General features: G+C 67.8%; 26 protein-coding genes, 1 tRNA gene and 2 riboswitches. Of the genes, 13 read left to right on the forward strand and 14 right to left on the reverse strand.

Annotated features, from left to right (window positions below):
* From N416_RS0120410 to N416_RS0120420, 3 genes are all read right to left on the reverse strand, one after another.
* Nucleotides 1-547: PIN domain-containing protein (locus N416_RS0120410; protein ID WP_024443946.1), on the reverse strand; the 547-nt coding region annotated here is incomplete at its 3' end.
* 30 nt (nucleotides 548-577) lie between these two features.
* A complete protein-coding gene (locus N416_RS0120415; protein WP_024443947.1) occupies nucleotides 578-1,081 on the reverse strand; it encodes a helix-turn-helix domain-containing protein in 504 nt (167 codons plus the stop codon).
* A gap of 213 nt (nucleotides 1,082-1,294) precedes the next feature.
* A complete protein-coding gene (locus N416_RS0120420; RefSeq protein ID WP_155943416.1) occupies nucleotides 1,295-2,068 on the reverse strand; it encodes a hypothetical protein in 774 nt (257 codons plus the stop codon).
* Nucleotides 2,069-2,179: 111 nt separating this feature from the next.
* Here N416_RS0120420 and N416_RS0120425 point away from each other — a divergent pair, with 111 nt between their 5' ends.
* Nucleotides 2,180-3,301 carry a hypothetical protein gene (locus N416_RS0120425; RefSeq protein WP_155943417.1) on the forward strand — a complete coding sequence of 374 codons (1,122 nt, stop codon included), beginning with the start codon at nucleotides 2,180-2,182 and terminating at the stop codon, nucleotides 3,299-3,301.
* A gap of 52 nt (nucleotides 3,302-3,353) precedes the next feature.
* Here N416_RS0120425 and N416_RS22290 read toward each other — a convergent pair whose 3' ends face one another.
* Nucleotides 3,354-4,412 carry a helitron helicase-like domain-containing protein gene (locus N416_RS22290; protein ID WP_231384360.1) on the reverse strand — a complete coding sequence of 353 codons (1,059 nt, stop codon included), beginning with the start codon at nucleotides 4,410-4,412 and terminating at the stop codon, nucleotides 3,354-3,356.
* A gap of 561 nt (nucleotides 4,413-4,973) precedes the next feature.
* Here N416_RS22290 and N416_RS0120435 point away from each other — a divergent pair.
* Nucleotides 4,974-5,038: transfer RNA gene (locus N416_RS0120435), tRNA-Phe, on the forward strand.
* Nucleotides 5,039-5,101: 63 nt separating this feature from the next.
* Here the strand turns inward: N416_RS0120435 and N416_RS23635 are convergent.
* Both N416_RS23635 and N416_RS0120445 read right to left on the reverse strand, forming a co-directional pair.
* Nucleotides 5,102-5,257 (reverse strand): hypothetical protein, encoded by a 156-nt coding sequence (locus N416_RS23635; RefSeq protein WP_164517862.1) that lies wholly within the window; start codon nucleotides 5,255-5,257, stop codon nucleotides 5,102-5,104.
* 45 nt (nucleotides 5,258-5,302) lie between these two features.
* Nucleotides 5,303-5,414: riboswitch (SAM riboswitch) on the reverse strand.
* Nucleotides 5,415-5,572: 158 nt separating this feature from the next.
* Nucleotides 5,573-6,010, reverse strand: a complete 438-nt coding sequence (locus tag N416_RS0120445) for a DUF5994 family protein (protein ID WP_024443951.1) — start codon at nucleotides 6,008-6,010, stop codon at nucleotides 5,573-5,575.
* Between the two features lie 314 nt (nucleotides 6,011-6,324).
* Between N416_RS0120445 and N416_RS23400 the strand changes: the two genes are divergently transcribed.
* The gene (locus tag N416_RS23400; RefSeq protein ID WP_024443952.1) at nucleotides 6,325-7,131 is read left to right on the forward strand and encodes a hypothetical protein; all 807 of its coding nucleotides are present in this window, start codon (nucleotides 6,325-6,327) and stop codon (nucleotides 7,129-7,131) included.
* Between the two features lie 3 nt (nucleotides 7,132-7,134).
* Here the strand turns inward: N416_RS23400 and N416_RS0120455 are convergent, their stop codons facing one another.
* Entirely contained in the window at nucleotides 7,135-7,467 is a 333-nt protein-coding gene (locus tag N416_RS0120455) for a DUF732 domain-containing protein (protein WP_231384361.1), read from the reverse strand.
* 94 nt (nucleotides 7,468-7,561) lie between these two features.
* Here N416_RS0120455 and N416_RS0120460 point away from each other — a divergent pair, with 94 nt between their 5' ends.
* Both N416_RS0120460 and N416_RS0120465 read left to right on the forward strand, forming a co-directional pair.
* Nucleotides 7,562-8,005 carry an SRPBCC family protein gene (locus tag N416_RS0120460; protein ID WP_024443954.1) on the forward strand — a complete coding sequence of 148 codons (444 nt, stop codon included), beginning with the start codon at nucleotides 7,562-7,564 and terminating at the stop codon, nucleotides 8,003-8,005.
* 55 nt (nucleotides 8,006-8,060) lie between these two features.
* A complete protein-coding gene (locus N416_RS0120465) occupies nucleotides 8,061-8,513 on the forward strand; it encodes an SRPBCC family protein (protein ID WP_024443955.1) in 453 nt (150 codons plus the stop codon).
* Here N416_RS0120465 and N416_RS0120470 read toward each other — a convergent pair.
* Nucleotides 8,500-9,690 carry a pyridoxal phosphate-dependent aminotransferase gene (locus tag N416_RS0120470; protein ID WP_036458831.1) on the reverse strand — a complete coding sequence of 397 codons (1,191 nt, stop codon included), beginning with the start codon at nucleotides 9,688-9,690 and terminating at the stop codon, nucleotides 8,500-8,502. The two genes, N416_RS0120465 and N416_RS0120470, sit on opposite strands and share 14 nt — an antisense overlap.
* Nucleotides 9,691-9,878: 188 nt before the next feature.
* Here N416_RS0120470 and N416_RS0120475 point away from each other — a divergent pair, with 188 nt between their 5' ends.
* The 3 genes from N416_RS0120475 to N416_RS0120485 are packed head-to-tail and all read left to right on the forward strand — an operon-like array spanning nucleotide 9,879 to nucleotide 13,535.
* On the forward strand, nucleotides 9,879-11,090 hold the full coding sequence (locus N416_RS0120475) for an acetyl-CoA C-acetyltransferase (RefSeq protein ID WP_024443957.1): 1,212 nt from the start codon (nucleotides 9,879-9,881) through the stop codon (nucleotides 11,088-11,090).
* Between the two features lie 15 nt (nucleotides 11,091-11,105).
* Nucleotides 11,106-13,238, forward strand: coding sequence for a 3-hydroxyacyl-CoA dehydrogenase NAD-binding domain-containing protein (locus tag N416_RS0120480; protein ID WP_024443958.1), 2,133 nt, complete (start codon nucleotides 11,106-11,108; stop codon nucleotides 13,236-13,238).
* Between the two features lie 12 nt (nucleotides 13,239-13,250).
* Nucleotides 13,251-13,535, forward strand: a complete 285-nt coding sequence (locus tag N416_RS0120485; RefSeq protein ID WP_024443959.1) for a hypothetical protein — start codon at nucleotides 13,251-13,253, stop codon at nucleotides 13,533-13,535.
* A gap of 15 nt (nucleotides 13,536-13,550) precedes the next feature.
* On the opposite strand, the gene N416_RS0120490 is transcribed toward N416_RS0120485, so the two are convergent.
* From N416_RS0120490 to N416_RS0120500, 3 genes are read right to left on the reverse strand one after another with little or no spacing between them, the layout of a single operon-like run.
* Nucleotides 13,551-13,976: a pyridoxamine 5'-phosphate oxidase family protein gene (locus N416_RS0120490; RefSeq protein WP_024443960.1), complete on the reverse strand. Its 426-nt coding sequence runs from the start codon at nucleotides 13,974-13,976 to the stop codon at nucleotides 13,551-13,553.
* Between the two features lie 35 nt (nucleotides 13,977-14,011).
* Complete coding sequence (locus N416_RS0120495) at nucleotides 14,012-15,664, reverse strand: DNA repair helicase XPB (RefSeq protein ID WP_024443961.1); 1,653 nt, start codon at nucleotides 15,662-15,664, stop codon at nucleotides 14,012-14,014.
* 39 nt (nucleotides 15,665-15,703) lie between these two features.
* Nucleotides 15,704-18,025: a helicase-associated domain-containing protein gene (locus N416_RS0120500; protein ID WP_024443962.1), complete on the reverse strand. Its 2,322-nt coding sequence runs from the start codon at nucleotides 18,023-18,025 to the stop codon at nucleotides 15,704-15,706.
* Nucleotides 18,026-18,087: 62 nt separating this feature from the next.
* On the opposite strand from N416_RS0120500, the gene N416_RS0120505 reads away from it, so the two are divergent.
* Genes N416_RS0120505 through N416_RS0120520 form a run of 4 tightly spaced genes read left to right on the forward strand, consistent with a single transcriptional unit; the run spans nucleotide 18,088 to nucleotide 19,670 of the window.
* The gene (locus tag N416_RS0120505) at nucleotides 18,088-18,276 is read left to right on the forward strand and encodes a hypothetical protein (protein ID WP_024443963.1); all 189 of its coding nucleotides are present in this window, start codon (nucleotides 18,088-18,090) and stop codon (nucleotides 18,274-18,276) included.
* A 10-nt stretch (nucleotides 18,277-18,286) separates the two neighbouring features.
* Nucleotides 18,287-18,760 (forward strand): cyclic pyranopterin monophosphate synthase MoaC, encoded by a 474-nt coding sequence (moaC, locus tag N416_RS0120510; RefSeq protein WP_024443964.1) that lies wholly within the window; start codon nucleotides 18,287-18,289, stop codon nucleotides 18,758-18,760.
* Nucleotides 18,757-19,236, forward strand: coding sequence for a molybdenum cofactor biosynthesis protein B (locus N416_RS0120515; RefSeq protein ID WP_024443965.1), 480 nt, complete (start codon nucleotides 18,757-18,759; stop codon nucleotides 19,234-19,236). Before moaC ends, N416_RS0120515 begins: the two co-directional genes overlap by 4 nt.
* A complete protein-coding gene (locus tag N416_RS0120520; RefSeq protein ID WP_036458814.1) occupies nucleotides 19,233-19,670 on the forward strand; it encodes a molybdenum cofactor biosynthesis protein MoaE in 438 nt (145 codons plus the stop codon). Before N416_RS0120515 ends, N416_RS0120520 begins: the two co-directional genes overlap by 4 nt.
* A 62-nt stretch (nucleotides 19,671-19,732) precedes the next feature.
* Here N416_RS0120520 and N416_RS0120525 read toward each other — a convergent pair whose 3' ends face one another.
* From N416_RS0120525 to moaA, 3 genes are all read right to left on the reverse strand, one after another.
* Nucleotides 19,733-20,692, reverse strand: a complete 960-nt coding sequence (locus tag N416_RS0120525; RefSeq protein ID WP_024443967.1) for a transglycosylase family protein — start codon at nucleotides 20,690-20,692, stop codon at nucleotides 19,733-19,735.
* A gap of 9 nt (nucleotides 20,693-20,701) precedes the next feature.
* Nucleotides 20,702-20,877: riboswitch (cyclic di-AMP (ydaO/yuaA leader) on the reverse strand.
* Nucleotides 20,878-21,179: 302 nt separating this feature from the next.
* Nucleotides 21,180-21,461, reverse strand: a complete 282-nt coding sequence (locus N416_RS0120530) for a MoaD/ThiS family protein (RefSeq protein ID WP_024443968.1) — start codon at nucleotides 21,459-21,461, stop codon at nucleotides 21,180-21,182.
* A 3-nt stretch (nucleotides 21,462-21,464) separates the two neighbouring features.
* A complete protein-coding gene (gene moaA, locus N416_RS0120535) occupies nucleotides 21,465-22,478 on the reverse strand; it encodes a GTP 3',8-cyclase MoaA (RefSeq protein WP_046301185.1) in 1,014 nt (337 codons plus the stop codon).
* Between the two features lie 341 nt (nucleotides 22,479-22,819).
* Here moaA and N416_RS0120540 point away from each other — a divergent pair, with 341 nt between their 5' ends.
* The gene (locus N416_RS0120540) at nucleotides 22,820-23,233 is read left to right on the forward strand and encodes a cold-shock protein (protein WP_024443970.1); all 414 of its coding nucleotides are present in this window, start codon (nucleotides 22,820-22,822) and stop codon (nucleotides 23,231-23,233) included.
* Nucleotides 23,234-23,235 lie beyond the last annotated feature (2 nt).

Raw genomic sequence — 23,235 nt, forward strand, 5'->3', positions numbered from 1 at the left:
TTTCAGCGAGCGCCATCACTGTCACCAGCAGCTCAAGGATCTGCTCCGGTGTCTGCGGCGGGTTGGTCCGGCGGTTCGACATCTCTCGCAACGCCCGCACTCCAGCGCGCGGGTGTGCTGAGACGGTGTTGGTGGCGAATTGATGGGGATGCACGGTCTCGATGTCGGCCTCCACGAGCACGGGTGCTGAGCTGAACCCGGCACGTCGATCATCGGTGACGATCGCGTCGGCTTTGCCAATGATCGCCGCGTGGGCGACGTGGCCGTCATCGGGATCGTTGAGGCCGTAGCTGTACTCGCGGTCTTTGGGTGCGTGGACCTCGGAGCCCGGAAACACCTGCTTCAGCTGGTCGAAAAGGTGCTGCCGGCGACTGGCGCTATCACTGATCCCGCGCTTGTCGTGCAGGCGGGCGAGTACGTAGTCCAGCTCGAAGAGGATCCCAGACCCCCACAGCGGCGCGTACGCCTCCTCGGTGGCCAGCTGCAGCAAGAAGTCACGCTGAAGGCTCGGCACAAGGGCACAGGTGTCGAGGACAGCGCGATACACGGAGGCGAGTCTTTCAGACGCCGCGGACGGTCAACGCTTGCGTTTCGCCTCGGTGAGCAACTCGGCGACCTCGTCGGCGCCGGCATCCGCAAACTCTGCCGAGCTCTCGGTGATAAACCGGTTACGCCGGGCGCGAAGCTCCTCGCGGTAGGCAAGGACATCGGCAAGCCGGAGCTTGCGCCGGACTGCGCCTGGCACGTGCGCGTGCAACTCGCCGTCCTGGATGAGGCGAACCACCGTGGGGCGGCTCAGGCCGAGGATCTCGGCGGCCTGCTGGGTGGAGATTTCCTGGTCGCGAGTCAGGATGCTTATCGACTGGCCGTGGCTGAGGGCGTGGACGACGCGCTTGAGAACCTCGTGAAGCTGCTCGGTCAGTTCGACGCGGTCGTGTTCGCCCGCGCCGGACAGGAAGAAGGCGGGCTCAGGAGAGGCCCCGTGCCGAGCCTCGTGTGCCTCGATGAAGCTGAGGACGCTAGCAAGCCCATCGGCATCGGCTGGAACCGGGCTGACAATCTCCGCGGAGGCGGTGCTCATGGGTCTCACTTCCTTTCGTCCCACCCTCGTAACTTCACCCAGCGTAGCGCAGTTGCGAAAGTTACGAAAGATGACGGTCTGCTGGACGCGGGTGGCACCTACGGGTTTCAGCAGCGCATCCTTTGCGCCGTAGACCTCGTGGATCACGCTCTTCAGGTCGACTGCACGCGAATCCACGGACATTGCGCCGCCCTTGTCCCCGGCCCAGGGATGTCAGCCGCCCGCTTCGTTTCCCACAATCGGAATCAGCTTGTCGCACAGCCACAGCACTCCGTCGTCGTCGATGCCAGCGGCGAGGCCGCGAAAGCATTGATCGACCGGCGCAACTCCGCGGGTGTCGCCGCAGGGGTTCGGAATCTCCTCGCCGCCACGGCTGACCACGATGGCCGTCAGATGCATGCCCGCGCCATTGGTGATCGGACCCATGCCAGCCTGCTTGTCACGCAAGCTGGCCTCGTCCGGCCAGTACGGCTGGTCGACGCTCAGGTAGATGTCGACGTGGATGACGTGGCCCTCTTTCGGGACGGGCAGCACCGCTTTGAACGTTGCCTTTTCCTTGGGCCAACGTGACCCGCCGGCCGGCGGGTCACCGACGGCGAACGCGTCGTACTCCACCGCGTAGCGCACCACGAGAGCGGCGTCGGCGCGGACCTGGCGCCCGGTGAAGTACGCGGGCAACATGGAGCCGTCGAGCCACCGGCCGCCAGCGCGCTTCGACTTCTCGACCAGCTTCGCGTCGGACACAAGGTCGAAACGGAGGTGCTGCTTGCCCGGATGTTTCGGGTCCGGTCCGTGCAGACTCACCTTGGCCTGCTCCATCGCTGGGTTCAGCGACTTGATGTAGAAAGACGTCGTCGACCATTCGATGAGCCAGTGCCAGCCGTCGATGGCTGTGCCGTCCTGCGTGGCTGCGAAGAACTCGACGGCCTGCTGTTGGTCCATGCCCGGCCAGTGCTTCGGCCCCGGGTCGAGGACGTCAATCGACATTCCACCAGCGTATGTTCCAACTTCGCGGCGGCCGAGAAAACGCCGATTCTCGCCACTACGACCCTATCGGGGTTGCCGGGGTTGTCGGTCCGGCCGCGTACCTTTTGATCGGTGGGCAAGAAGGGTGACAGGAAGCGCTTCAAGCAGCGAGAGAAACAACGCGCAGAAGCGCAACGCCGGCGAACGGCGGACGCCGCCCCGCGCGAAGCAAAACCCCGACGCGAGCCCAAACAAGCCAGCGCAGCTGAGGGGCAGCAATCGCGGTGGATGGGACCACCCCAGCCGCCCGACCCCGAAAGCCCGGAAGGGCCGCTGACGCCGCGCAAAGTGTCCGAGTCCCAGTACGTATCGATGGAGTGGCCGCCGGACGATGGTGCGCCGCCCGGTGCACCGTCGATCCACTTCCTGTTCAAGATCACCCAGCGCACGCTCAACATCACTAGCGAGAAGTTGACGCTCGACATGAAGCCAGTCGAGGACACCATCCATCCCCGCGAGCTGACGTTCGAGCCGCCGCTTCAGAAGTTCGGCAAGGACGGTGCCAAAGGTTTCCGGCACTACTGGGAGAAATTGGATTACGTTTTCGGGCTGCCGGACCCCAGTGCCTTCCCGCAGTTGAGTATCCAGGGCGACGACCGCGACAGCGTTCTGCGCTTCATCGAGGTCTGCCTCCGGCTCGCCAAGTTCAGCATCATCAACGACGACACGAGGCTGAAGAGCTACAAGGACGCCGAGGACGGCGAGTGGCATCTCCAGGTGTCCGACTACCCGAGCGACGAGAGTTTCTTGGGTGCATCGGCGATCTTCCGACAGCTGCACAACGATGGAGAGACTGCTTGCTTCACCAGCGCACACAACGCCCTCTTCAAGGCAATGAAAGCACTACCCGACGACCAGCGAGACGCGGCTAAAAACATTGTGCTGCAATGGAAAGAAGCGCGCGCAAAACTGATGAACCACACGCTCCACACGTTGACGGCACTCAAGGCGGCCAATGCCACGCCGGACAATCCACTCAGCTATGGCAACGTCATACCCGACACCCTGATCCGGACGTTCAACTACGGCGACTCGTTGCACTTCGGTGATGCCAGGGCACAGCTGGACGACCTCATGGCCGATCCGTTCCACGAGGCCTACTACAAGTACGCGGCCCTGCTATCCATCGTAGGGCTGAGCCACCTCTACTTCGGGTTCGCCGTGTTGCTCGCTGCCGCGCTCGGGGACATATGAACGCGGCTGAACTGGACGTCGCAGATCGAAGATAGGGCGGAGGCAGGCGGATTCACGCAAGCGCACGAGCAAGTTGAGAAGCGAACGTCAGCCCGTCGTTCACAAGCGCGTACCCACCAGCAAGTGCGCCCTGATCACACAGAGGCCGTCGTCTGCGGACTTTTCGGTGGTGTACCTTGCCGGTCGTGCTGTCCAAGCGCACGACGACGCGGTGGGCCGTCCGCGGCACAACTGAGGTGGGGAACCGCTGGGTGACGTCGCCGTATACGGCTTGGGACCGTGACCAGCGCCGGATGATCCGGCGGGCGGCCAGGTACGCATCCTGGGCCACTTCGACGACCGCGGTTGCCCGATGTAGCCCGTGGACACCCCAGAACCGGCCGGGCCCGTGACCCGGCTGTCGCCACAGTTCCGGCACGATATGCTGGTATTCCTTGTTGCCGTCCATGTTTGGCGATGAATGCTTAGTGAAGTAGATGGCCAGACGTTTGGGGTCGCAGGCTCGCAGTCCGTTGCGCACGTCGATGGCGGTGCCGGCCAGGCGGTGCCGTGCTTTCTGCTCCGGGTCGGGGTGGTCGACGACTTGCGCCCATGTATCGGACAGCCACTGAGCGAAGCCACGACCTGACCTGCCTGGTGACATCGGCGGTGCCATCCACATATGGATGTGTGGCGCGCCGCGCCGCTGAAACTCCAGCTTCCAGATGTAGCGGGCCGGTTCGCCGTACTCGCGTTGAAAGCGCTTGCGCCATAACACCATGTGTCGCTTCACACTGGCGCCATCCGGGGCGACGGCCTCCCAGGCGCTGGGGTAGGTCAGGGTGATCATCGCTGGTACCCGCCCGGATTCCACCAGCGGGCTGTAGTCGAGTTCAGCGAAGGTGCGACACATTGCAGCACGCGACTTCCGGGACCATTCGGTGATCGAACGGCCAGGTAGGCCAGGTTCGTCCCGACCGGATTTGATGCGGTCTTCTTCGACCGCCACGTCGAACCGGTGCCGGTCGACTTCGCGCTGAGATGATCTTTCAGCGCGGACCGGGTTCGTCCAGCTCAAGCGGATCACACCGGGGCCGACGGTGATCCGAAATCGACCGGACTCCGGTTCCACGCCGAGCCGGTCGCTGCCGTCTGCCCACGGTGGCGCCGGCTCGAACAGTGCCGCCGCCGAGGCGACCATCTCGGGGCTCGGGAACCGCAGCCGCAGAGCGTCGGAGGCCGACCAGCTCGCGTCGTCACCGGACTCGGCGTCGTCGCGGACACTTTTGGGACATATAACAAGCCCGGGTGTCCCAGCCGGATCACGGCCTACGCCGCTCCCGCCTCCTGGCCGGCTGTCGCGTCCTGCGGCCTGGCGGCCTCGGGCGCTCGCGGCCTCCCGGCGTCCGCGGCTCCGGCCGTGTTCCGACTGGCCGTTCGGGTGGTGGCTGGCCAACCGGTGGACCGCTGCGCCGTCGTGGGTGTCGTGCCCGCCGGTCGATCCGGTGATTTTGGGCATCCGGTACCTGCTCCCCGGGAGCCCGCTGCGCGCATCACGAAGTAATGGGCGGTCCGGGAATCCCTGGTCGGGAGTGCAAGCACCGTGTCCGGTTTATGTCCGTTCGCCGGACAGCGTGAGTACGTCAGCCCTGCTCAATGCGGCGCATACGACGCACAGAAGCAGATAAACCGCAGGTCAGTGGCTATTCTGCCCGCCTGAAAAGCGGAAGGTCGCCGGTTCGATCCCGGCCCTGGCCACTTCAGAGGCGGTTTTGGCCTTGGCGTTCAACGTGACTTGTCATTTATTCGTCGCGGGTCATCTCACCAAGCGACCGTCACCGGCCGGGTGTCTCCGGCCTCTTGACGGCGGCGTTGCTCGGCCTCGACCCAGTCGCGGGCCGCGCTCGCCCGAGACCTGTGCAGCTTCCGCTCCTTGGTTGGCGGCGGCTCGCCGATCCAGCCCTGCTCCGCGCTCATCAGCTTCGGCTCCTGTCGCTGTTGTTCACCGGCCTCGCCCGAGGGGAGGCGCTCTTGCCGACACCGGCTGGTGTGGGCCGCTTCGTCATCCGAGCCACCCACGAGCGTGGGGTTGGCGTGCCGTCCAGTCGGAGCTTGGCGACGCCATCTCATGAAGCCACTCCAGGGTACCGAGGTGCACCGACAGCACCCTGATACGGCGGTGGGAGATGCCCACCGGGATCGTCTCGGCCTGGCGCCACCTCGCTTCGGTGTACCCGGGCCGGCGGCGAACGCGTGATGCATCAGCGGCGGGACACCGCGGTGTCAGTCGTCTCAGGCAGAGAGTTGTTGCCTGGCGTGCCGCAAGACTGATCCCGCCGTCAAGCATGCGGGTTTGTCGCGGTCCGCAGCGGCTATCGGTAGGCCTGCGGCGCAGCGCATCACCATCAAGGCGAGTGCGCTGTGGGTCGCGTAGGAGATGACCAGCAGGTTGACGCAGCCCTGCGTGCCGCTGACGGTCATGACGTGCTGGCGTTTGCCCTCCCACCCCGGCCAGTTCAGGTCAGGAGGACGTTGCAGCGCGGGCCAGTTGACGTTGATGGTGGTTATGTCTCCGAGCAGGGGAGTCAGGATGGCCATCAGACTCGGCAATTCGTTGGTGATGCGGTCCGCGTGCGGCCACCAGGCACCGTCTATGGCGCGGCCGAGCTCGCGAGCAACCGTGACCCGGGTAGGGCGGGATTGGCGTGCGCCGCCGAGCGGGTGGATCATTGCTCCCGCCGCCTTTGGGGTCTCCCGCCAGCCATGGAGCTGGGTATGTCTAAGTGTCGCACCAAATCTCACAATCCACGGGCGGTTCCGTCACAGTCGGAGTCGTCTGGCCCGCGGGTGCAGGTAGGCGGAGGAATCGCAATTGCCCGGCGGGATCGCCCGGGTCGATTCTGGGTGGACCACCGCTGACAAGTGAGGCAGCTCGCCTTCGACCGTACGCCGCCGGCATCGTTTCGGAGACAGTTCGGCAAAAGCCTGGATTGCGAGGCGAAATGCGGATAGCGGATAAGTGCAGCCCCCTAGACTGGCCCGCTGTGCACCGTGACTCGACTCGACGCGCGTCCTCGATCGTCATCGCCGCGTTGCTCACCGCCGCCGGGCTGCCGACCGCCGCGGCCGTAAGTGACAAGATCCAGCTCGGCGGCGGCGCCGCGATCGTCCTGCACGACGACACGCTGTGCACGCTGACCGCGATGGGTCACGACAGCGCCGGCCGGCTGATCGGCTTCACCGCCGCGAACTGCGGGGGGCCGGGTTCGTCCGTGGTCGTCGAGGGAGCCGAAGACCACGGTGCCGTGGGCACGGTGGTGGCCGCCGACGAGGGACTGGGTTACGCGGTGATCGAGTTCGACGCGGTCAAGGTGAAGCCGATCGGCGACTACGAGGGCTTTGGGATCTTCGGCCTCGGACCCGTCGAACCGAAACCGGCTGCCCCGGAACCGGTCAACCCAGAGCCCGCGAGCCCAGAGCCCGCGAGCCCAGAGCCCGCGAGCCCCGAACCCGCGGGCCCAGAACCGGCGAGCCCGGAACCCGCCGGCGCAGAACCTGCTGCCCCAGAACCTGCTGCCCCCAAGCAGGCCTGCAAGCTCGGCCGCGGCACCGGCCTCAACTGCTACGAGCTGGGGCCTGCCGGCGTGGACACCGCCGGTGAGGATTGGTGGAAGCCCGGTGACGACGGGTCGCCGATCACCATCGACAATCTGCTGATTTCCATGGTCCGCGACGGAAGCTTCCCGACCGCGCCGCTGGACCAGTCGGGGCCGGGGATCGTGATGTTCAAGGCGATCCTCGATGACCTCAACGCCAAGGGCGGCCCGGGCGCCGGGTTCGGCCTCGGCTAAGCCTCAGGGCCGCAACGTCTCCGGGCAGATCTCGGCCTGCGCCGCCTGGATCTGAACGTCCGCGGCTTCGGGGCTGTAATAGAAGGTGTTGGTCAGCTGCCGCACCAGATCACCCGGCGAGATGCCGGAGCGGTAGGTCCCGGTGTGGCCGTACATCCGCAACTGGGCGCAGATGTAGTGCCCGGAGGTCACCTTGACGTGATCGGCGACCGGGATCGCCACCGGGGCGGCATTGACCCGGGCCAGATAGCTCGCGTCATCGGCGTGGGCGGCCGGTGCGGCGGTCAGTGCCGCGGCGGCCAGCAGGGGAGCGGCAATCCGGACGGTCACATGCATGACCTCCATCGTGCCACCGCCGCCCGGCGAGGGGGCGACTCTCGGAGGGCCCAAATCCCCACGCATCACCGCCCGCCTGGTTAGGGTGCCAGCCATGGCAGTCAAGGATTCCCGCGAGGTGGTCATCGAAGCGAGCGCCGAGGAGATCTTCGACGTTCTCGCCGACGTCGAGTCTGTTCCGACCTGGTCACCGCAGTACCAGAGCGCTGAGGTGCTCGACACCTACGATGACGGTCGCCCGCGCCGGGTGCGGATGAAGATCAAGGCAGCGGGCCTCACCGATGAGCAGGTCGTCGAGTACACCTGGACCGACGACAGCGTCGGCTGGACCCTGGTGTCGGCCGGTCAGCTCAAGGCGCAAGACGCCAAGTACACCTTGACGCCGCAGGGTGACAAGACCAAGGTGCGGTTCGACATGGACGTCGACCCGTCGATCCCGATTCCGGGGTTCCTGCTCAAGAGCACGCTCAAAGGCGGCATGAAGACCGCCACCGACGGTCTGCGCGACCAGGTGCTGAAGCTCAAGAAGAGTCGCTGACACCACCTGCGATGAAATCCCGCCTCCGGCAGGGCGCGGCGTTAGGCTCGATCTAGTGGCTGTTCGAGCATCGCGGGAAATTGTGATTGACGCGCCGCCGGAGAAAATCCTCGACGCGCTCGCTGATGTGTCCGAGTTGGCGTCGTGGTCGCCGGTGCACAAGCGGATCGAAGTCCTCGACAAGTATGAGGACGGCCGTCCCCATCACGTGCTGGCCACCATCAAGATTCTGGGCTTGGTGGACAAGGAGCTCCTGGAATACCACTGGGGTCCGGACTGGATGGTTTGGGATGCCAAGGCGACGGCCCAGCAGCGCGCCCAGCACGTTGAATACACCCTGACCCGCGAAGGTCCCGACAGCACGAGGGTGCGCTTCGATATCACCGTCGAGCCGTCCGGGCCGATCCCGGACTTCATCGTGCGGCGCGCCAGCAGGCTGGTGCTGAGCATCGCCACCGAACGGCTGCGTCAGCAAATCATGGGAGACGACGCCACTACCGAGCAGTAGCGGGCCCGTCGCGCAGCGTCTCCAGCCGCCGGATCGCCTCGTCGATGGTGTCCTCACGTTTGACGAAGGTGAAGCGCACCAAGTGATTCCAGACGTCGGGGGCGGTCGCTTCCGAACCGGGCACGCAGAACGCCGACAGCGGGATAGCGGCCACCCCGGCCCGATGTGGCAGCTCGGCGCAGAACGCCGTGCTGTCGGCATAGCCCAGCGGGCGGGGATCGGCGCACAGGAAATAGGTGCCGAAGCTGTCGTGCACCTCGAATCCGATGCGCCGCAGGCCGTCGGTCAACCGGTCGCGGCGGGCCTGCATGGTCGCTCGCAACGCCGCCACCCAGGCGTCCTCGGTGTTCAGCGCCAGTGCCACCGCCGGCTGAAACGGCGCACCGCTGACATAGCTCAGGTACTGCTTGGCGGCCCGCACTCCGGCCAACAGTTCCGCCGGTCCGCACGCCCACCCGATCTTCCAGCCGGTGCAGTTGAACATCTTCGCCGCACTCGAGATGGTGATAGTGCGCTCCGCCATTCCGTCGAAGGCGGCCAGCGGCCGATGGGTCCGTCCGGCGAAGACCAGGTGCTCATAGACCTCGTCGGAGATCACCAGCAGATCGGCGGCCACCGCGATGCGCGCGATCTCGGCCAATTCGGACTCGGTGAACACGGTGCCGGTCGGATTATGCGGTGAGTTGACGATCAGCGCTCGAGTCGCCGGGGTGATGGCGCGGCGCAACGCGTCGGCATCCAGGGCGAACCCCCGCCCGTCGGGCACCAGTGACACGCTGACCCGTCGTGCCCCGGCCATGGCGACCACCGGGGAATAGGAGTCGTAGAACGGTTCGAGCAGCACCACGTCGGAACCCGGCTCCACCAGCCCGAGCACCGCGGCGGCGATGGCCTCGGTAGCCCCTACCGTCACCAGGACTTCGGTGTCGGGGTCGTAGTCGATCCCGTACTTGCGGGCGCGCTGCCCGGCGATGGCTTCGCGCAGGGCGGCGATGCCGGGCCCGGGCGGGTATTGGTTGACGCCGTCGGTGATCGCGGCCCGGGCGGCCTCGAGCATGGCCGGCGGCCCGTCCTCGTCCGGGAAGCCCTGGCCGAGGTTGACCGCGCCGATCCGTGCGGCCAGCGCCGACATCTCGGCGAAGATCGTGGTGGCATAGGGCTCCAGTCGTGAGACCATCCGCGCCGTCATGGGACCCGAGCCTAAAGCGCAGGCGACGAGGTCCGGGGAGCGGCCGGAAACAGACCTCCAGACGGACCAACCATCCGGTTGATAGGCCACCCTGTTAGGCTGGGAATTCGGGGACTACGCTCCGACCAAGACGCAGTCGATCCGCATCGAATACCAATACTGAAGAGGAATCGCCCATGTCCGAAGAAGCCTTCATCTACGAGGCCATTCGCACCCCGCGCGGCAAGCAGCGCGGCGGCGCGCTGAACGAGGTCAAGCCGATCAGCCTGGTCGTCGGCCTCATCGAAGAACTGCGCACCCGCCACCCCGACCTGGACGAGAGCCTGATCAGCGACGTCGTGCTGGGCTGCGTCTCGCCCGTAGGTGACCAGGGCGGCGACATCGCCCGCACCGCGGTGCTGGCCGCGGGCCTGCCCGACACCGTCGGCGGCGTGCAGCTCAACCGGTTCTGCGCCTCCGGACTCGAGGCCGTCAACGTCGCCGCGCAGAAGGTGCGCTCCGGCTGGGATGACCTGGTGCTGGCCGGCGGGGTGGAGTCGATGAGCCGGGTGCCGATGGGCTCCGACGGCGGCGCGATGTTCTCCGACGTGCCCTTCACCTACGACAACTACATCGCCCCGCAGGGCATCGGTGCCGACCTGATCGCCACCATCGAGGGCTTCTCGCGCGAGGACGTGGACAACTACGCGTTGCAGAGCCAGCAGCGTGCGGCCGCGGCCTGGTCGGGCGGCTACTTCGCCAAGTCCGTCATCCCGGTGCGTGACCAGAACGGTCTGCTCATCCTGGACCACGACGAGCACATGCGCCCCGACACCACCCTGGAAGGCCTGGGCAAGCTGCGCACTGCCTTCGACGGCATCGGCGCGATGGGCGGCTTCGACGATGTGGCGCTGCAGAAGTACCACTGGGTCGAGGGCATCAACCACGTCCACACCGGCGGCAACAGCTCCGGCATCGTCGACGGTGCCGCCCTGCTGATGATCGGTAGCGAGAAGGCCGGCGCTTCGCAGGGCCTGACCCCGCGCGCCCGCATCGTGGCCACCGCCACCACCGGCGCCGACGCGACCATCATGCTCACCGGCCCCACCCCGGCCACCGTCAAGGCACTGGACCGGGCCGGGCTGACCGTCGATGACATCGACCTGTTCGAGCTCAACGAGGCGTTCGCCTCGGTGGTGCTGAAGTTCCAGAAGGACCTCAACATCCCCAACGAGAAGCTCAACGTCAACGGTGGCGCCATCGCGATGGGTCACCCGCTGGGCGCCACCGGCGCCATGATCACCGGAACCATGGTCGACGAGCTTGAGCGTCGCGGCGCCAAGCGTGCCCTGATCACGCTGTGCATCGGCGGCGGCATGGGCGTGGCCACCATCATCGAGCGCGTCTGAGAGGGTTTGTAAAAAATGGCAGAGAACACCATCAAGTGGGACAAGGACGCCGACGGCATCGTCACGCTGACCCTGGATGACCCGACCGGGTCGGCCAACGTCATGAATGAGCACTACCGCGAGTCCATGCACAACGCGGTGCAGCGCTTGATCGAGGAGAAGGATTCGGTCACCGGTGTCGTCATCACCAGCGCGAAGAAGACCTTCTTCGCCGGCGGTGACCTCAAGGCGATGATCCACGTCGGCCCGGCCGACGCCCAGGCCGTCTTCGACCAGTGCGAGGGCATCAAGGCCGACCTGCGCGCCCTGGAGACCCTGGGCAAGCCGGTCGTGGCCGCCATCAACGGCGCCGCTCTCGGCGGTGGCCTGGAGATCGCGCTGGCGTGTCACAGGAGGATCGCGGCCGACGCCAAGGGCAGCCAGCTCGGCCTGCCCGAGGTCACCCTGGGCCTGCTGCCCGGCGGCGGCGGTGTCGCCCGCACGGTGCGCATGCTGGGCATCCAGAACGCCTTCATGAACGTGCTGGCCCAAGGCACCCGCTTCAAGCCGGCCAAGGCCAAGGAGATCGGCCTGGTCGACGAGGTGCTGCCCACCGTCGAGGAGCTGGTGCCCGCCGCCAAGGCGTGGATCAAGGCCAACCCCGACGCCGGTGTGCAGCCGTGGGATGCCAAGGGTTACAAGATGCCCGGCGGTACCCCGGCCAGCCCGGCGCTGGCGGCGATCTTGCCGTCGTTCCCGGCCCTGCTGCGCAAGCAGGTCAAGGGGGCCAACATGCCCGCGCCGCGGGCGATCCTGGCCGCCGCGATCGAGGGCGCGCAGGTGGACTTCGACACCGCCAGCCGCATCGAGACCCGCTACTTCATCTCGCTGGTCACCGGCAACGTCGCCAAGAACATGATCCAGGCGTTCTTCTTCGACCTGCAGCACATCAACGGCGGCGGCAGCCGGCCCGAGGGCATCGCGCAGACCCCGATCCGCAAGATCGGTGTGCTTGGTGCCGGAATGATGGGCGCCGGCATCGCCTACGTGTCGGCCAAGGCCGGCTACGACGTGGTGCTCAAGGACGTCTCCCTCGAGGCGGCCCAGCGCGGCAAGGGCTACTCGGAGAAGCTGGAAGCCAAGGCGCTCGAGCGGGGTCGCACCACCGCCGAGAAGTCGCAGGCGTTGCTGGACAAGATCACCCCGACCGCCGACCCGCAGGACCTGGCCGGCGTCGACTTCGTGATCGAGGCCGTGTTCGAGAGCCAGGACCTCAAGCACAAGGTGTTCCAGGAGATCGAGGACATCGTCGAGCCCAACGCGCTGCTGGGATCGAACACCTCCACGCTGCCGATCACCGGTCTGGCGACCGGCGTGAAGCGCCAGGAGGACTTCATCGGGATCCACTTCTTCTCCCCGGTCGACAAGATGCCGCTGGTGGAGATCATCAAGGGCGAGAAGACCTCCGACGAGGCGCTGGCCCGGGTGTTCGACTATGTGCTGGCGATCAAGAAGACCCCGATCGTGGTCAACGACAGCCGCGGCTTCTACACCTCGCGGGTGATCGGCACCTTCGTCAATGAGGCGCTGATGATGCTCGGCGAGGGCGTGGAGCCGGCCAGCATCGAGCAGGCCGGTCTGCAGGCCGGCTACCCGGCGGCCCCGCTGCAGCTCTGCGACGAGCTCAACCTGGAGCTGATGCAGAAGATCGCCATCGCCACCCGCGAGGGTGTCGAGGCGGCCGGTGGCACCTTGGAGCGGACCCGCAACGAAGAGGTCGTCGACAAGATGATCGAGATCGGTCGTCCGTCGCGGCTGAAGGGTGCCGGCTTCTACGAGTACGTCGACGGCAAGCGCAGCGGTCTGTGGCCGGGCCTGCGGGAAACGTTCAACTCGGGCAGCTCCACCCCTCCGCTGCAGGACATGATCGACCGGATGCTCTTCGCCGAGGTGCTGGAAACCCAGAAGTGCTTCGACGAGGGCGTGCTGACCTCGACCGCCGATGCCAACATCGGCGCGATCATGGGCATCGGGTTCCCGGCCTGGACCGGTGGCACCGCGCAGTTCATCACCGGCTACCCCGGCGGCAAGGCCGCCTTCGTGGCGCGGGCCAAGGAACTGGCCGCCACCTACGGCGACCGGTTCAACCCGCCGGCATCGCTGCTGTAATCAGGTGACAACGTGGAATCCCCCGAAGCCCCGTGGTTTCGGGGGATTCTGCGTTTCCTCGACCGCCGGGTGAGCGTTGGGGCGCTGATCGAGTCGGCGCTGTGGCTCGGCCTGGTCTATGTGATCGCCGGCGTGGTGTGGCTGTTCTTACACCCCGACGGCGTCGAACGCCTCCAAGCCCAAGCCGAGCGGCAGTACGGCATACCACCGTCCAGCGTCTACGAGGTGGCGACGGTGACCTCGGTGGCGCTGTGGCCGGTGCTGCTGCTGTTGCCCGCCGACGTCTGCGCGCGCTGAGCCGCGAAATCGGGCTCAGATCGCCCCCATGTCGGCTGAAATCCAATGCTGGGGACGCAGATAGATGGCCACGTACTCGCCCAGTTCGGTCCGTACGTACTCGAGGAACTTCTCGGCCCGGTCGGGGGGAAGGTAGCGGTGGGCCAGCTCGGCGTGTTGGTCGTCGGTGCCGGGCTCGATGCGGCTGACGGCACCGTCGACGGCGACGTAGCGCACGGTCGGCTCGGTGCGCTCCACCATGAGCGAGAAGCAGCCGGCGGCCTCGATGAGCTGCGTCTTGCGCGAGTCGGCCCCGGTCAACACCCAGGGCTCCCCGCCGGGTTCGTACTGATACCAGATCGGCACCGTCAACGGACCCCGGCCGGCGCCGGCGTTCACCGACAGCGCCGCGATGTGGGGCTCGGCCAGAAACTGTTCGCGTTCGTCTTTGGACAGTGCCATGTTTTCGAGGCTAGCCGCGATCGGCGTGGGATTCCTCAGATCGCCGGACCGAGCAGGTCGTCGGCGTCGCGGATGATGTAGCCGTAGCCCTGCTCGGCCAGGAACCGCTGCCGGTGTGCGGCGTATTCGGCGTCCAGACTGTCGCGAGCGACCACCGAATAGAACACCGCGCCGCCGCCATCGGCTTTGGGCCGCAACAGCCGGCCCAGCCGCTGGGCCTCCTCCTGGCGCGATCCGAAGGTGCCCGAGACCTGCACGGCCACTGAGGCTTCGGGCAAGTCGATGGAGAAGTTGGCCACCTTGGAGACCACCAGGGTGGAGATCTCACCCCGGCGGAAGGCGTCGAACAGCTTCTCGCGCTCGGCGGTACGCGTCGATCCCTGGATCACCGGCGCGTTCAGCTGCTCGCCGAGTTCTTCGAGCTGGTCCAGATAGGCGCCGATCACTAGGGTCTGCTCGCCGGGATGCTGCTTGAGGATCGAGCGCACCACCGCGATCTTGGAGTGCACCGTCGAGCACAACTTGTAGCGCTCCTCGGGTTCGGCGACGGCGTAGCTCATCCGCTCGCTCTCGGTCATGGTGACCCGCACCTCGATGCATTCGGCCGGGGCGATCCAGCCCTGCGCCTCGATGTCCTTCCACGGTGCGTCGTACCGCTTGGGCCCGATCAGCGAGAACACGTCACCTTCGCGGCCGTCCTCGCGGATCAGCGTCGCAGTCAATCCGAGGCGGCGGCGGGACTGCAGATCGGCGGTCATCCGGAACACCGGCGCGGGCAGCAGGTGCACCTCGTCGTAGATGATCAGCCCCCAGTCGCGACTGTCGAACAGTTCCAGGTGCCGGTACTCGCCCTTGGTGCGCCGGGTGATCACCTGATAGGTGGCGATGGTGACCGGCCGGATCTCCTTGCGCTCACCGGAATACTCGCCGATCTCCTCTTCGGTCAGCGACGTGCGCGCCACCAGTTCGCGTTTCCACTGCCGGCCCGCGACGGTGTTGGTGACCAGGATCAGCGTGGTGGCCTTGGCCTTTGCCATCGCCGCCGCGCCGACCAATGTCTTGCCGGCACCGCAGGGCAACACCACCACCCCCGAACCACCCGACCAGAACGAGTCGGCGGCCATCTCCTGGTAGTCGCGCAGCTGCCAGCCGTCCTGATCCAGGTCGATCGGATGGGCCTCGCCGTCGACATACCCCGCCAGATCCTCCGCCGGCCACCCGATCTTGAGCAGCATCTGCTTGACCCGGCCGCGCTCGCTGGGATGCACCACGACGGTGTCGTCGTCGATGCGGGCGCCGAGCATCGGAGCGATCTTCTTGTTGCGCAGCACCTCCTCGAGCACCGCGCGATCCAGGCTGACCAGGGTCAGGCCGTGCACCGGGCTCTTCACCAGCTGCAGGCGCCCGTAGCGCGCCATGGTGTCGACGATGTCGACCAGCAGCGGCTGCGGCACCGCGTACCGGGAATGGCTGACCAAGGCGTCGACCACCTGCTCGGCGTCGTGGCCGGCGGCGCGGGCGTTCCACAACGCCAGCGGGGTGATGCGGTAGGTGTGGATATGCTCCGGGGCGCGTTCGAGTTCGGCGAACGGCGCGATGGCAGCGCGCGCCGAACCGGCCTGTTCGTGGTCGACCTCGAGCAGCACGGTCTTGTCGGATTGGACGATCAGCGGCCCGTCGGTGCTCATGCGCCCATTATCCGGAGAGCTCTGACACCTCGCTCAGCGCTAGGCGTCTTCGCCCGCCGACGACACCGACGTGATGCGGTGGATCGCGAAATCTTTCATCTGCCCCGACGTGGAATCGAACGCCACCAGCCGCCCACCCAGCACTTGGGTGGGGGCCACTTCGCGCTGGGTGGCCACCCCGGCGGCGTCGACGTAGCCGATCATCACCGTGGCTCGCTCCAGCGCGGCGCGCTTGAGCATGATCATCGCGGTCACCGGGTCCAGCCGGATGTTGTCGAACGGCGCCGACGTCACCGTGCGCAGCACCCGGACCAGCGCGGTCAAGCTGTCCTCGCCAGGACCGGCGTGCTGCCGGTGCCCGCGACGCTCCGCGGGGGTGTGCACCCGCAACCCGCGCGGCCGGATGTCGACGATCGTTCCGGTGGCATCCTCGGCGGCCGGGGCGAAACCGGCGTCGCGCAGCGCCGCCAACACGTCGGCAAGCGGAGCCTGCGCCACGGCCACCGTCGGGGCCAGCATCCGCAGCCCCAGCGCCTCGGCGGCCGGAACGGCGACCGCCTGGGCCAGCAGCGCGGGATCCTCGCACCGCACGAAGGAGGCCGCCAACCCGATCCGCAGCTGCCCGTGCCGGCGCGCGACGTCGTCGATCAGATAGCTGAGTCCTTGCGGCACGGGAGTCTTGGAGTGCTTCTCGAAGAACGCCCGCAGCCCGGCACCGGTGCGGCCCACGTCCAAGGCGGACCGGATGGTCTGTTCGGAGACCCGGTAGACCATTGCGGCGCCGGCCGATTCCACGGTCGCGACGACGGCCAGCTCCTCGGCGAGATCACGTTTCAGCGGGCCCGGCACCACCACGGTCAGGTCGGCCTGCACCAAGAAGTGGTCGATCGGCTCGGGCAACGCCTTGGCCATGGCGGCCACCGCGGCGGCATCATCGGCGTCGGACGTAGCGCCGTCGGCGCCGGCGGCCAGCAGGATCCGTCCCGGAGAGCTCAGCGCGCCGCGGCCCAGCACACCCAGCGCGTGCGCCTCGTCGAGCAGCTCGCCCACCGGGCCGGGCTGCAGCCGGCTGGCCCAACGCGGCCGGCGCCAGATCAGCGCCTGCGACGCGGTCACCGCGTCAACCCCGGCGCCCGCGGGCAGCTCGGCGAGCATGCCCAGCAGCAGCCGGCGATCCAGCGGGGCGGCGGTGGAGAACAGCGGGGTGGACAGCGCGGCCCGGGGTTTGCCGTCGGCGCCGCGGCTGCCGATCAGACCCGGCCGGGCCGGCAGATCCAGCCAGGTGGCGGCCAGCAGATGCCAGCGTTCCGCGGTGGACTGCTCGGCGAACCGGTCGGCGAGCACCGTCGGCGCCCAGTACGGGCCGTCGGCGTCGGGCCAGTCTCGTTGATCGACGCGCGCCGGATCGGGAAAGTCGGCCGCGATCAGGCGGGCGGTCGCCGCGACCTCCAGTAACAGGCCCAGCCGGATCTCGTCGACCCCGGTGGTCTTGGCCAGTCGCTTGACCTCGCGCACGCCCAGCCCGCCGCTGCGCAGCTCCGGCACCGGCGTTTCGCCCAGATTGGCCAGGATCACGTCGAGTTCACGCAACACGTCGATCACCGAGCCGGCCGCCGCCGCGTCGACATCGGCCGCGGTGGTCTGCGACACCACAGGGTCGGGCGCGTGCAACGCGACCGGGCCCGGCTGTTCGCCCCGCAGGATCTGCCCGACGAGCCGCGGCAGGATCACCGTCTCGTCGTCGATGCGGCGCAGCAGTCCGGCCGCCAGCAGCCGGGGCACCGGACGCTCCGGGGGTGCGTCGGGGGCGGCGTCGCGGGTGCGCCCGATCGGGGAGCCGGTCAGCAACTTGTCCAGCAGGTCACGTTGCGGTGCGTCCAGATCGTCGATGGCGCCGTGCAGTGCAGCGAAGTGCGCATCGTCCTGCGCCGGTTCTTCCCGGGTCACCTGACCCGGATGCCAGGGCAGGCCCGCGCCCGCCTCGGCGACCACGCGCAACACTCCGTTCGGTTCTGTCGAACCCCAACACAGCCCCCGCTCGATCAGGTCGGCCAGTGCCTCGGCCACCGCGTCGGCGGGGGCGCGCGCGCCGATCAGGGCCAGCAGATCGGCGACCGGCACCCCGGTGCCGTCGGCATGCAATTCCAGCAGCGCATCGAGGAGGGCAAGCCGCAGAAAATCCAGCTCATCGGTGGCAGCCCGAACCGACTGGCGAGCCTGGGCCCGCGCGGCCAGGGCGGCGATACTGCCCGGCGGGGGTTGGGCGAGGTCGGGCCGTAGCTTCAGAAGCCGGATCAGATCCTCGTCGGGCAGCTCGGCCAGCCACGACCCCAGTGGGACACCCCGGGCGCGTTCGGTCATCGACGACCAGCGTAAGGCCCAACCGGTGAACGTCGTCGATCGCGACCTGTCAGAATGGTGCCGTGGCTGGAAACCAGGACAACAAGAACCGGTACGTCGACAACGGTTGGCCGAAGACCGACGGCGAACCGGCCGTCAGCGAGCTGCGCACCGATCGGACTGGCGCACTGTCGCCGTTCGGGGACCTCGTGTTCCCGCTGCCGTCCGAGGAGCTGCCCTACCTGCATCCGGTCACCGTCGTCAACCGGTAGCGGTGACGCTATGACCGGGCCGCTCTCACATCTCGACGACCGGGGTGCGGCCCACATGGTCGACGTCAGCGCCAAGGCGACCACCAAGCGTGTTGCGGTCGCCGGCGGGGTGCTGCGCACCACCGCCGAAGTGATCCAGCTGATCTCGGCCGGCGGACTGCCCAAGGGCGACGCGTTGGCCACCGCCCGGGTGGCGGGCATCATGGCCGCCAAACGCACCAGCGATCTGATTCCGCTCTGCCACCAACTGGCTCTGACCGGCGTCGACGTGGACTTCACCATCGGCGAGTCACAGATCGACATCACCGCCTCGGTACGCACCACGGACCGCACCGGTGTGGAGATGGAAGCACTGACCGCGGTCAGCGTGGCGGCCCTGACCCTCTACGACATGATCAAGGCCGTCGACCGCGCCGCCGTCATCGACAACATCCGGGTGCTGAGCAAGGACGGCGGCCGTACCGGCGCCTGGGAGCGCTCGTGAGCGCCCGGACCGCCCGCGTCATCATCGCGTCCACCCGAGCATCGGTCGGGGAGTACACCGACCGCACCGGGCCGGTCATCGCCGACTGGCTGGTGCAGCGCGGCTTCGCCGACGTGCAGCCGGAGGTCGTGCCGGACGGCGAGCCGGTCGGCGCCGCTCTGCGCGCCGCGGTGGCCGACGGGACGGACGTGATCATCACCTCCGGGGGAACCGGTATTTCACCGACGGACGACACCCCGGCGCAGACGCGTACGGTGCTCGATTACGAGATCCCCGGCCTCGCCGATGCGATTCGCCGGTCCGGGCTGCCGAAGGTGCCGACCTCGGTGCTGTCTCGTGGCCTGTGCGGGGTGGCCGGCCGCAGCCTGGTGGTCAACCTGCCCGGGTCGTCCGGCGGGGTGCGTGACGGGCTTGGCGTGCTTGCCGACGTCCTGGATCACGCCTTGGACCAGCTCGCCGGCGGAGACCACCGATGACCGCCTCCGCCGCGGTGGTTCTGCGGGCCGCGATCACCGAGCAACCCATCGTGCTGTCCGAACACGAGGAGCTGGTAGGCCACCGGGCCGCGGGGGCGATCGTCGGATTCGTCGGCATGATCCGCGACCACGACCACGGCCAGCAGGTGACCCGGCTGGAGTACTCCGCGCACCCGTCGGCGCAGCAGGTGATGGCCGAAGTGCTGGCCGAGGTTGCCGCGCAGGCCGCAGGGGTCCGTGCGCTGGCCGCCAGCCACCGGGTCGGCGCGCTGCACATCGGTGACGCCGCCCTGGTGGCAGCCGTGGCGGCCGATCACCGCCGAGAAGCCTTCGAGGCCTGCGCGTTGCTGGTGGACACCATCAAGGCGCGGCTGCCGGTATGGAAGCACCAGTTCTTCGCCGACGACACCGAGGAGTGGGTCGGCTCGGCCTGATCGTGTGAACACAAAAAGCGGGGGCCGGTTATCCGGCCCCCGCTTTTTGTACGAACTTGTGACTACATAACCCGGCTGGGCTGCAGCGCGAACGCGTCCAGCGCGTCGTTGCCGCTGATGTTCTCCGACCGAACGGCCTGCCACAGCTGCTGGTGGAAGCCGACCGAGACCGCTTCCTGGCGGTTGCCGTCCTGGCCGGGAGCCGGAGCGACCTCGTCGCCGGGCGCCGGGGCCTCGGGCGCCGGAGCCTCCGGGTTCCACCACGGGGCCTCGGGGGCCGGCGGCGGGACATCTTCGGCGATCGGGGCCGGAGCCTCGGGTGCCGGGGCCTCGGGTGCCGGGGCCTCCGGTGCGGGGGCCTCCGGAGCGGGAGCCTCGGGAGCGGGCGGCAGGTCCTCGGCGATCGGGGCCGGGGCCTCGGGTGCCGGTGCTTCGGGTGCCGGAGCCTCGGGAGCCGGGGGCATCCAGCCTGCGGGAGCCGCCGGTGCGGCGCCTTCCTCAGGAGCCGGAGCCTCGGGTGCCTGCGGAGCCCACCACGGTGCGGGCTCGGGGGCGGGCGGGGGAGCCATCGGGTTGTCCATGGCCACGGTCTCGCCGTTGACATCCGGGTTGTCGATCGGGGCGTCGGCCGGCGGCGTTGCCGGAACCTCGCGCTGCGATGCGCCGGACAGCCCGCGGCCGCAGACCGGCCAGGCGCCACGGCCTTGGGTTGCCAGCACGTGCTCGGCGACCGCGATCTGCTGTTCGCGGCTGGCCAGGTGTGCCGACGGGGCGTACTTGCCACCACCGTGGCTGCTCCAGGTGCTCGGCGAGAACTGCAGCCCGCCCTGGTAGCCGTTACCGGTGTTGATGCCCCAGTTGTTGCCGGATTCGCACCGGGCTACGTGGTCCCACTCGTCATCGGTAGCCGCGGCTGCGGTCCCGGCGAGGCCCAGGCTGCCGCCACCGATCACAGCTCCGGTGAAAGCGATTTTGGCGATGTTGACGTTCGATTGGGTGGGCTTGCGATGCCGTCCACTCATACGGTGGTGAATTCCTCTCTGTCTACGCCTGCGAGGTCAGCGTCGGGTTCGGACAGGGGGGACTGCCCGGCCTTGACGCACACGGTGCGTCTCGGCTTCACCCCGAGAGGCCGGTTAAGGCCTCAGGGCCGCTCTCGGCGGACCCGGTGGGTCCCCCGCCTCCATCCATCAGGTATTTGTGGTTTTCCTCGCCCGTTGGATGGAGCTCGGCGCTACGGGTGAAGAAAGGTGGATCGATCGGAAGATTTTCGATACACCCGGAGATGTACCGTAACCGCTCTTACCCGCTGAGTCACCCAGGGTGCTCCCGGGTGTTTTCCTCGCCGCTTCTTCCCAAACCACCAGGAATCACTAGCGTTTGTGCAGGTCAAAGCCTGCTCCATCAAGCTGTTGTCGGCTCGTAATCAATTCGTTATGTGACGCAGATCATGCTCTCCGCCGGGTCTGATTCGGCGGTCCAGCGTCGTCTCTCCTGCGTCGAGCCTCGCTAACCGCCGGCGAACGGCGGCAGTACGTCCACTGTTTCGCCGGGCCGCAACGCCGCCTCCTGGTCGCGCACCGCGACCCCGTCGCGCAAGTAGGAGCACCGGCTCAGCACCGCCGCCAGCCGTTCGTTACGGGCAGCGAGGGTTTGCGTTAAGGCAGCCACTCCGCCCCCGGCGGGCACGTTGACGGTCTCCGATTCGGCTCCGGCGGCGGCCCGCGCCGCGGCGAAGTAGCGGACCGTCACCGCGACGCCGGTACCGGTGACATCGGTCTGATGAGTCATGGATCAGCCGCCGATCGCGCTCATCGGGCGGTCCGGCTGGATGAAATCCGGATCGTTGATGCCATGGCCGGCCTTCTTGGTCCACATCGCGGCCCGCCACGCCTGCTCGATGGCGTGGTCATCGGAACCGTCTCGCAGTAGGGCGCGCAAGTCATGCTCCTCGGTGGCGAACAGGCAGTTGCGAATCTGGCCGTCGGCGGTGAGTCGGGTCCGGTCGCAGTCTCCGCAGAACGGCCGCGAAACCGAAGCGATGATCCCGAACGTGCCCGCCGGTGTCTCCGGACCCTCGTCAACCAGCCAGAGTTCGGCCGGGGCGGAGCCGCGCGGCTTCGGATCGGGCCGCAGCGTGAACTGGGCCTGCACCCTGTCCAGCAGTTGCTCGACGCTGAGCCCGGCGTCACGGTTCCAGTTGTGGTCGGCGTCCAACGGCATCATTTCGATAACCCGCAGGTGGTAGCCGTGCAGCAGGCAGAAGCGCAGCAGGTTGATGATGTCGTCGCCGGTGACCTTGGGAGCCAGCACGGCATTGACCTTGATCGGCCGCATCCCGGCCTGTGCGGCCGCGCCCAGGCCGGCGAGCACGTCGGGCAGGCGGTCACGCCGGGTGATCTCGGCGAAGTGGGCGCGGTCGACGGTGTCCAGCGACACGTTGATGCGGTCCAGTCCCGCGGCTACCAGGGCGCCGGCCCGGCGTGCCAGACCCAGACCGTTGGTGGTCAAGGCGATCTCGGGCCGCGGGCGCAGGGCCGCGGCGCCGGCCACCACGCCTTCCAGATGGCGGGCCAGCAGCGGCTCGCCTCCGGTGAACCGGATGTCGGTGATGCCGAGGTGCTCCACCCCGATCCGCATCAGCCGAATCAGTTCATCGTCGCTCAACAGGTGCTGGCTGGGGATCCAGTCCAGCCCCTCGGCCGGCATGCAGTAGGTACAGCGCAGGTTGCAGCGGTCAGTCAGCGATATCCGCAGATCTGTGTGCACTCGCCCGAAGGTGTCCACCAGCGGCCCGGTCGTCGGCATCTGCGCGGCGACGGCGCGCTCCACGGCTTCGTGGAAGGCGGCCTTCCGGGCCGCCTCCTGGTGGTCCGCGTCGGCAGCATCCGCATGCGGTGGCGGTGTGCGCAGACCCGCTTGCCTCAACGTCATATCCGTAATCCGATTCGGTCGGCCGGGGAGCGACCACATCGACTTCGGTGTCCGGTCCTTGTCTCCTCTAGCGGCTGCACCAGCCTACCGAGGAAACCTGGGTGTTTTGCGAGTCTCCGTCCGAGTAGGATCGGCTGCTGACGCGTCCTGCGCAGGCGGGACGCTTCCTTTATGTCCTTACATACGTCATCAAGCAAGACAAGCAGGTGAGACCAGTGCCGACCGGCAAGGTGAAGTGGTACGACGCCGCGAAGGGCTTCGGCTTCCTGTCCCAGGAAGAAGGTGAGGACGTCTACGTCCGCTCCTCGGCCCTGCCGGATGGCGTGGAGGGTCTCAAGGCAGGCCAGCGGGTCGAGTTCGGCGTCGCCGCCGGACGTCGCGGGCCGCAGGCGCTGACGGTGAAGCTGATCGACCCCCCGCCGAGCCTGTCGCGGACCCGACGCGAGGCGGCGCCGGCTGTCGAGCACCGGCACACCCCCGACGAGCTGCACGGCATGGTCGAGGACATGATCACCCTGCTGGAAGGCACTGTGCAGCCGGAGCTGCGCAAGGGCAAATACCCCGACCGCAAGACCGCTCGGCAGATCTCCGAGGTGGTCAAGGCAGTGGCGCGCGAGCTCGACGCCTGAGC

Origin of the sequence: Mycobacterium sp. UM_WGJ (assembly GCF_000455125.1) — a bacterium.
Classification (GTDB): domain Bacteria; phylum Actinomycetota; class Actinomycetes; order Mycobacteriales; family Mycobacteriaceae; genus Mycobacterium.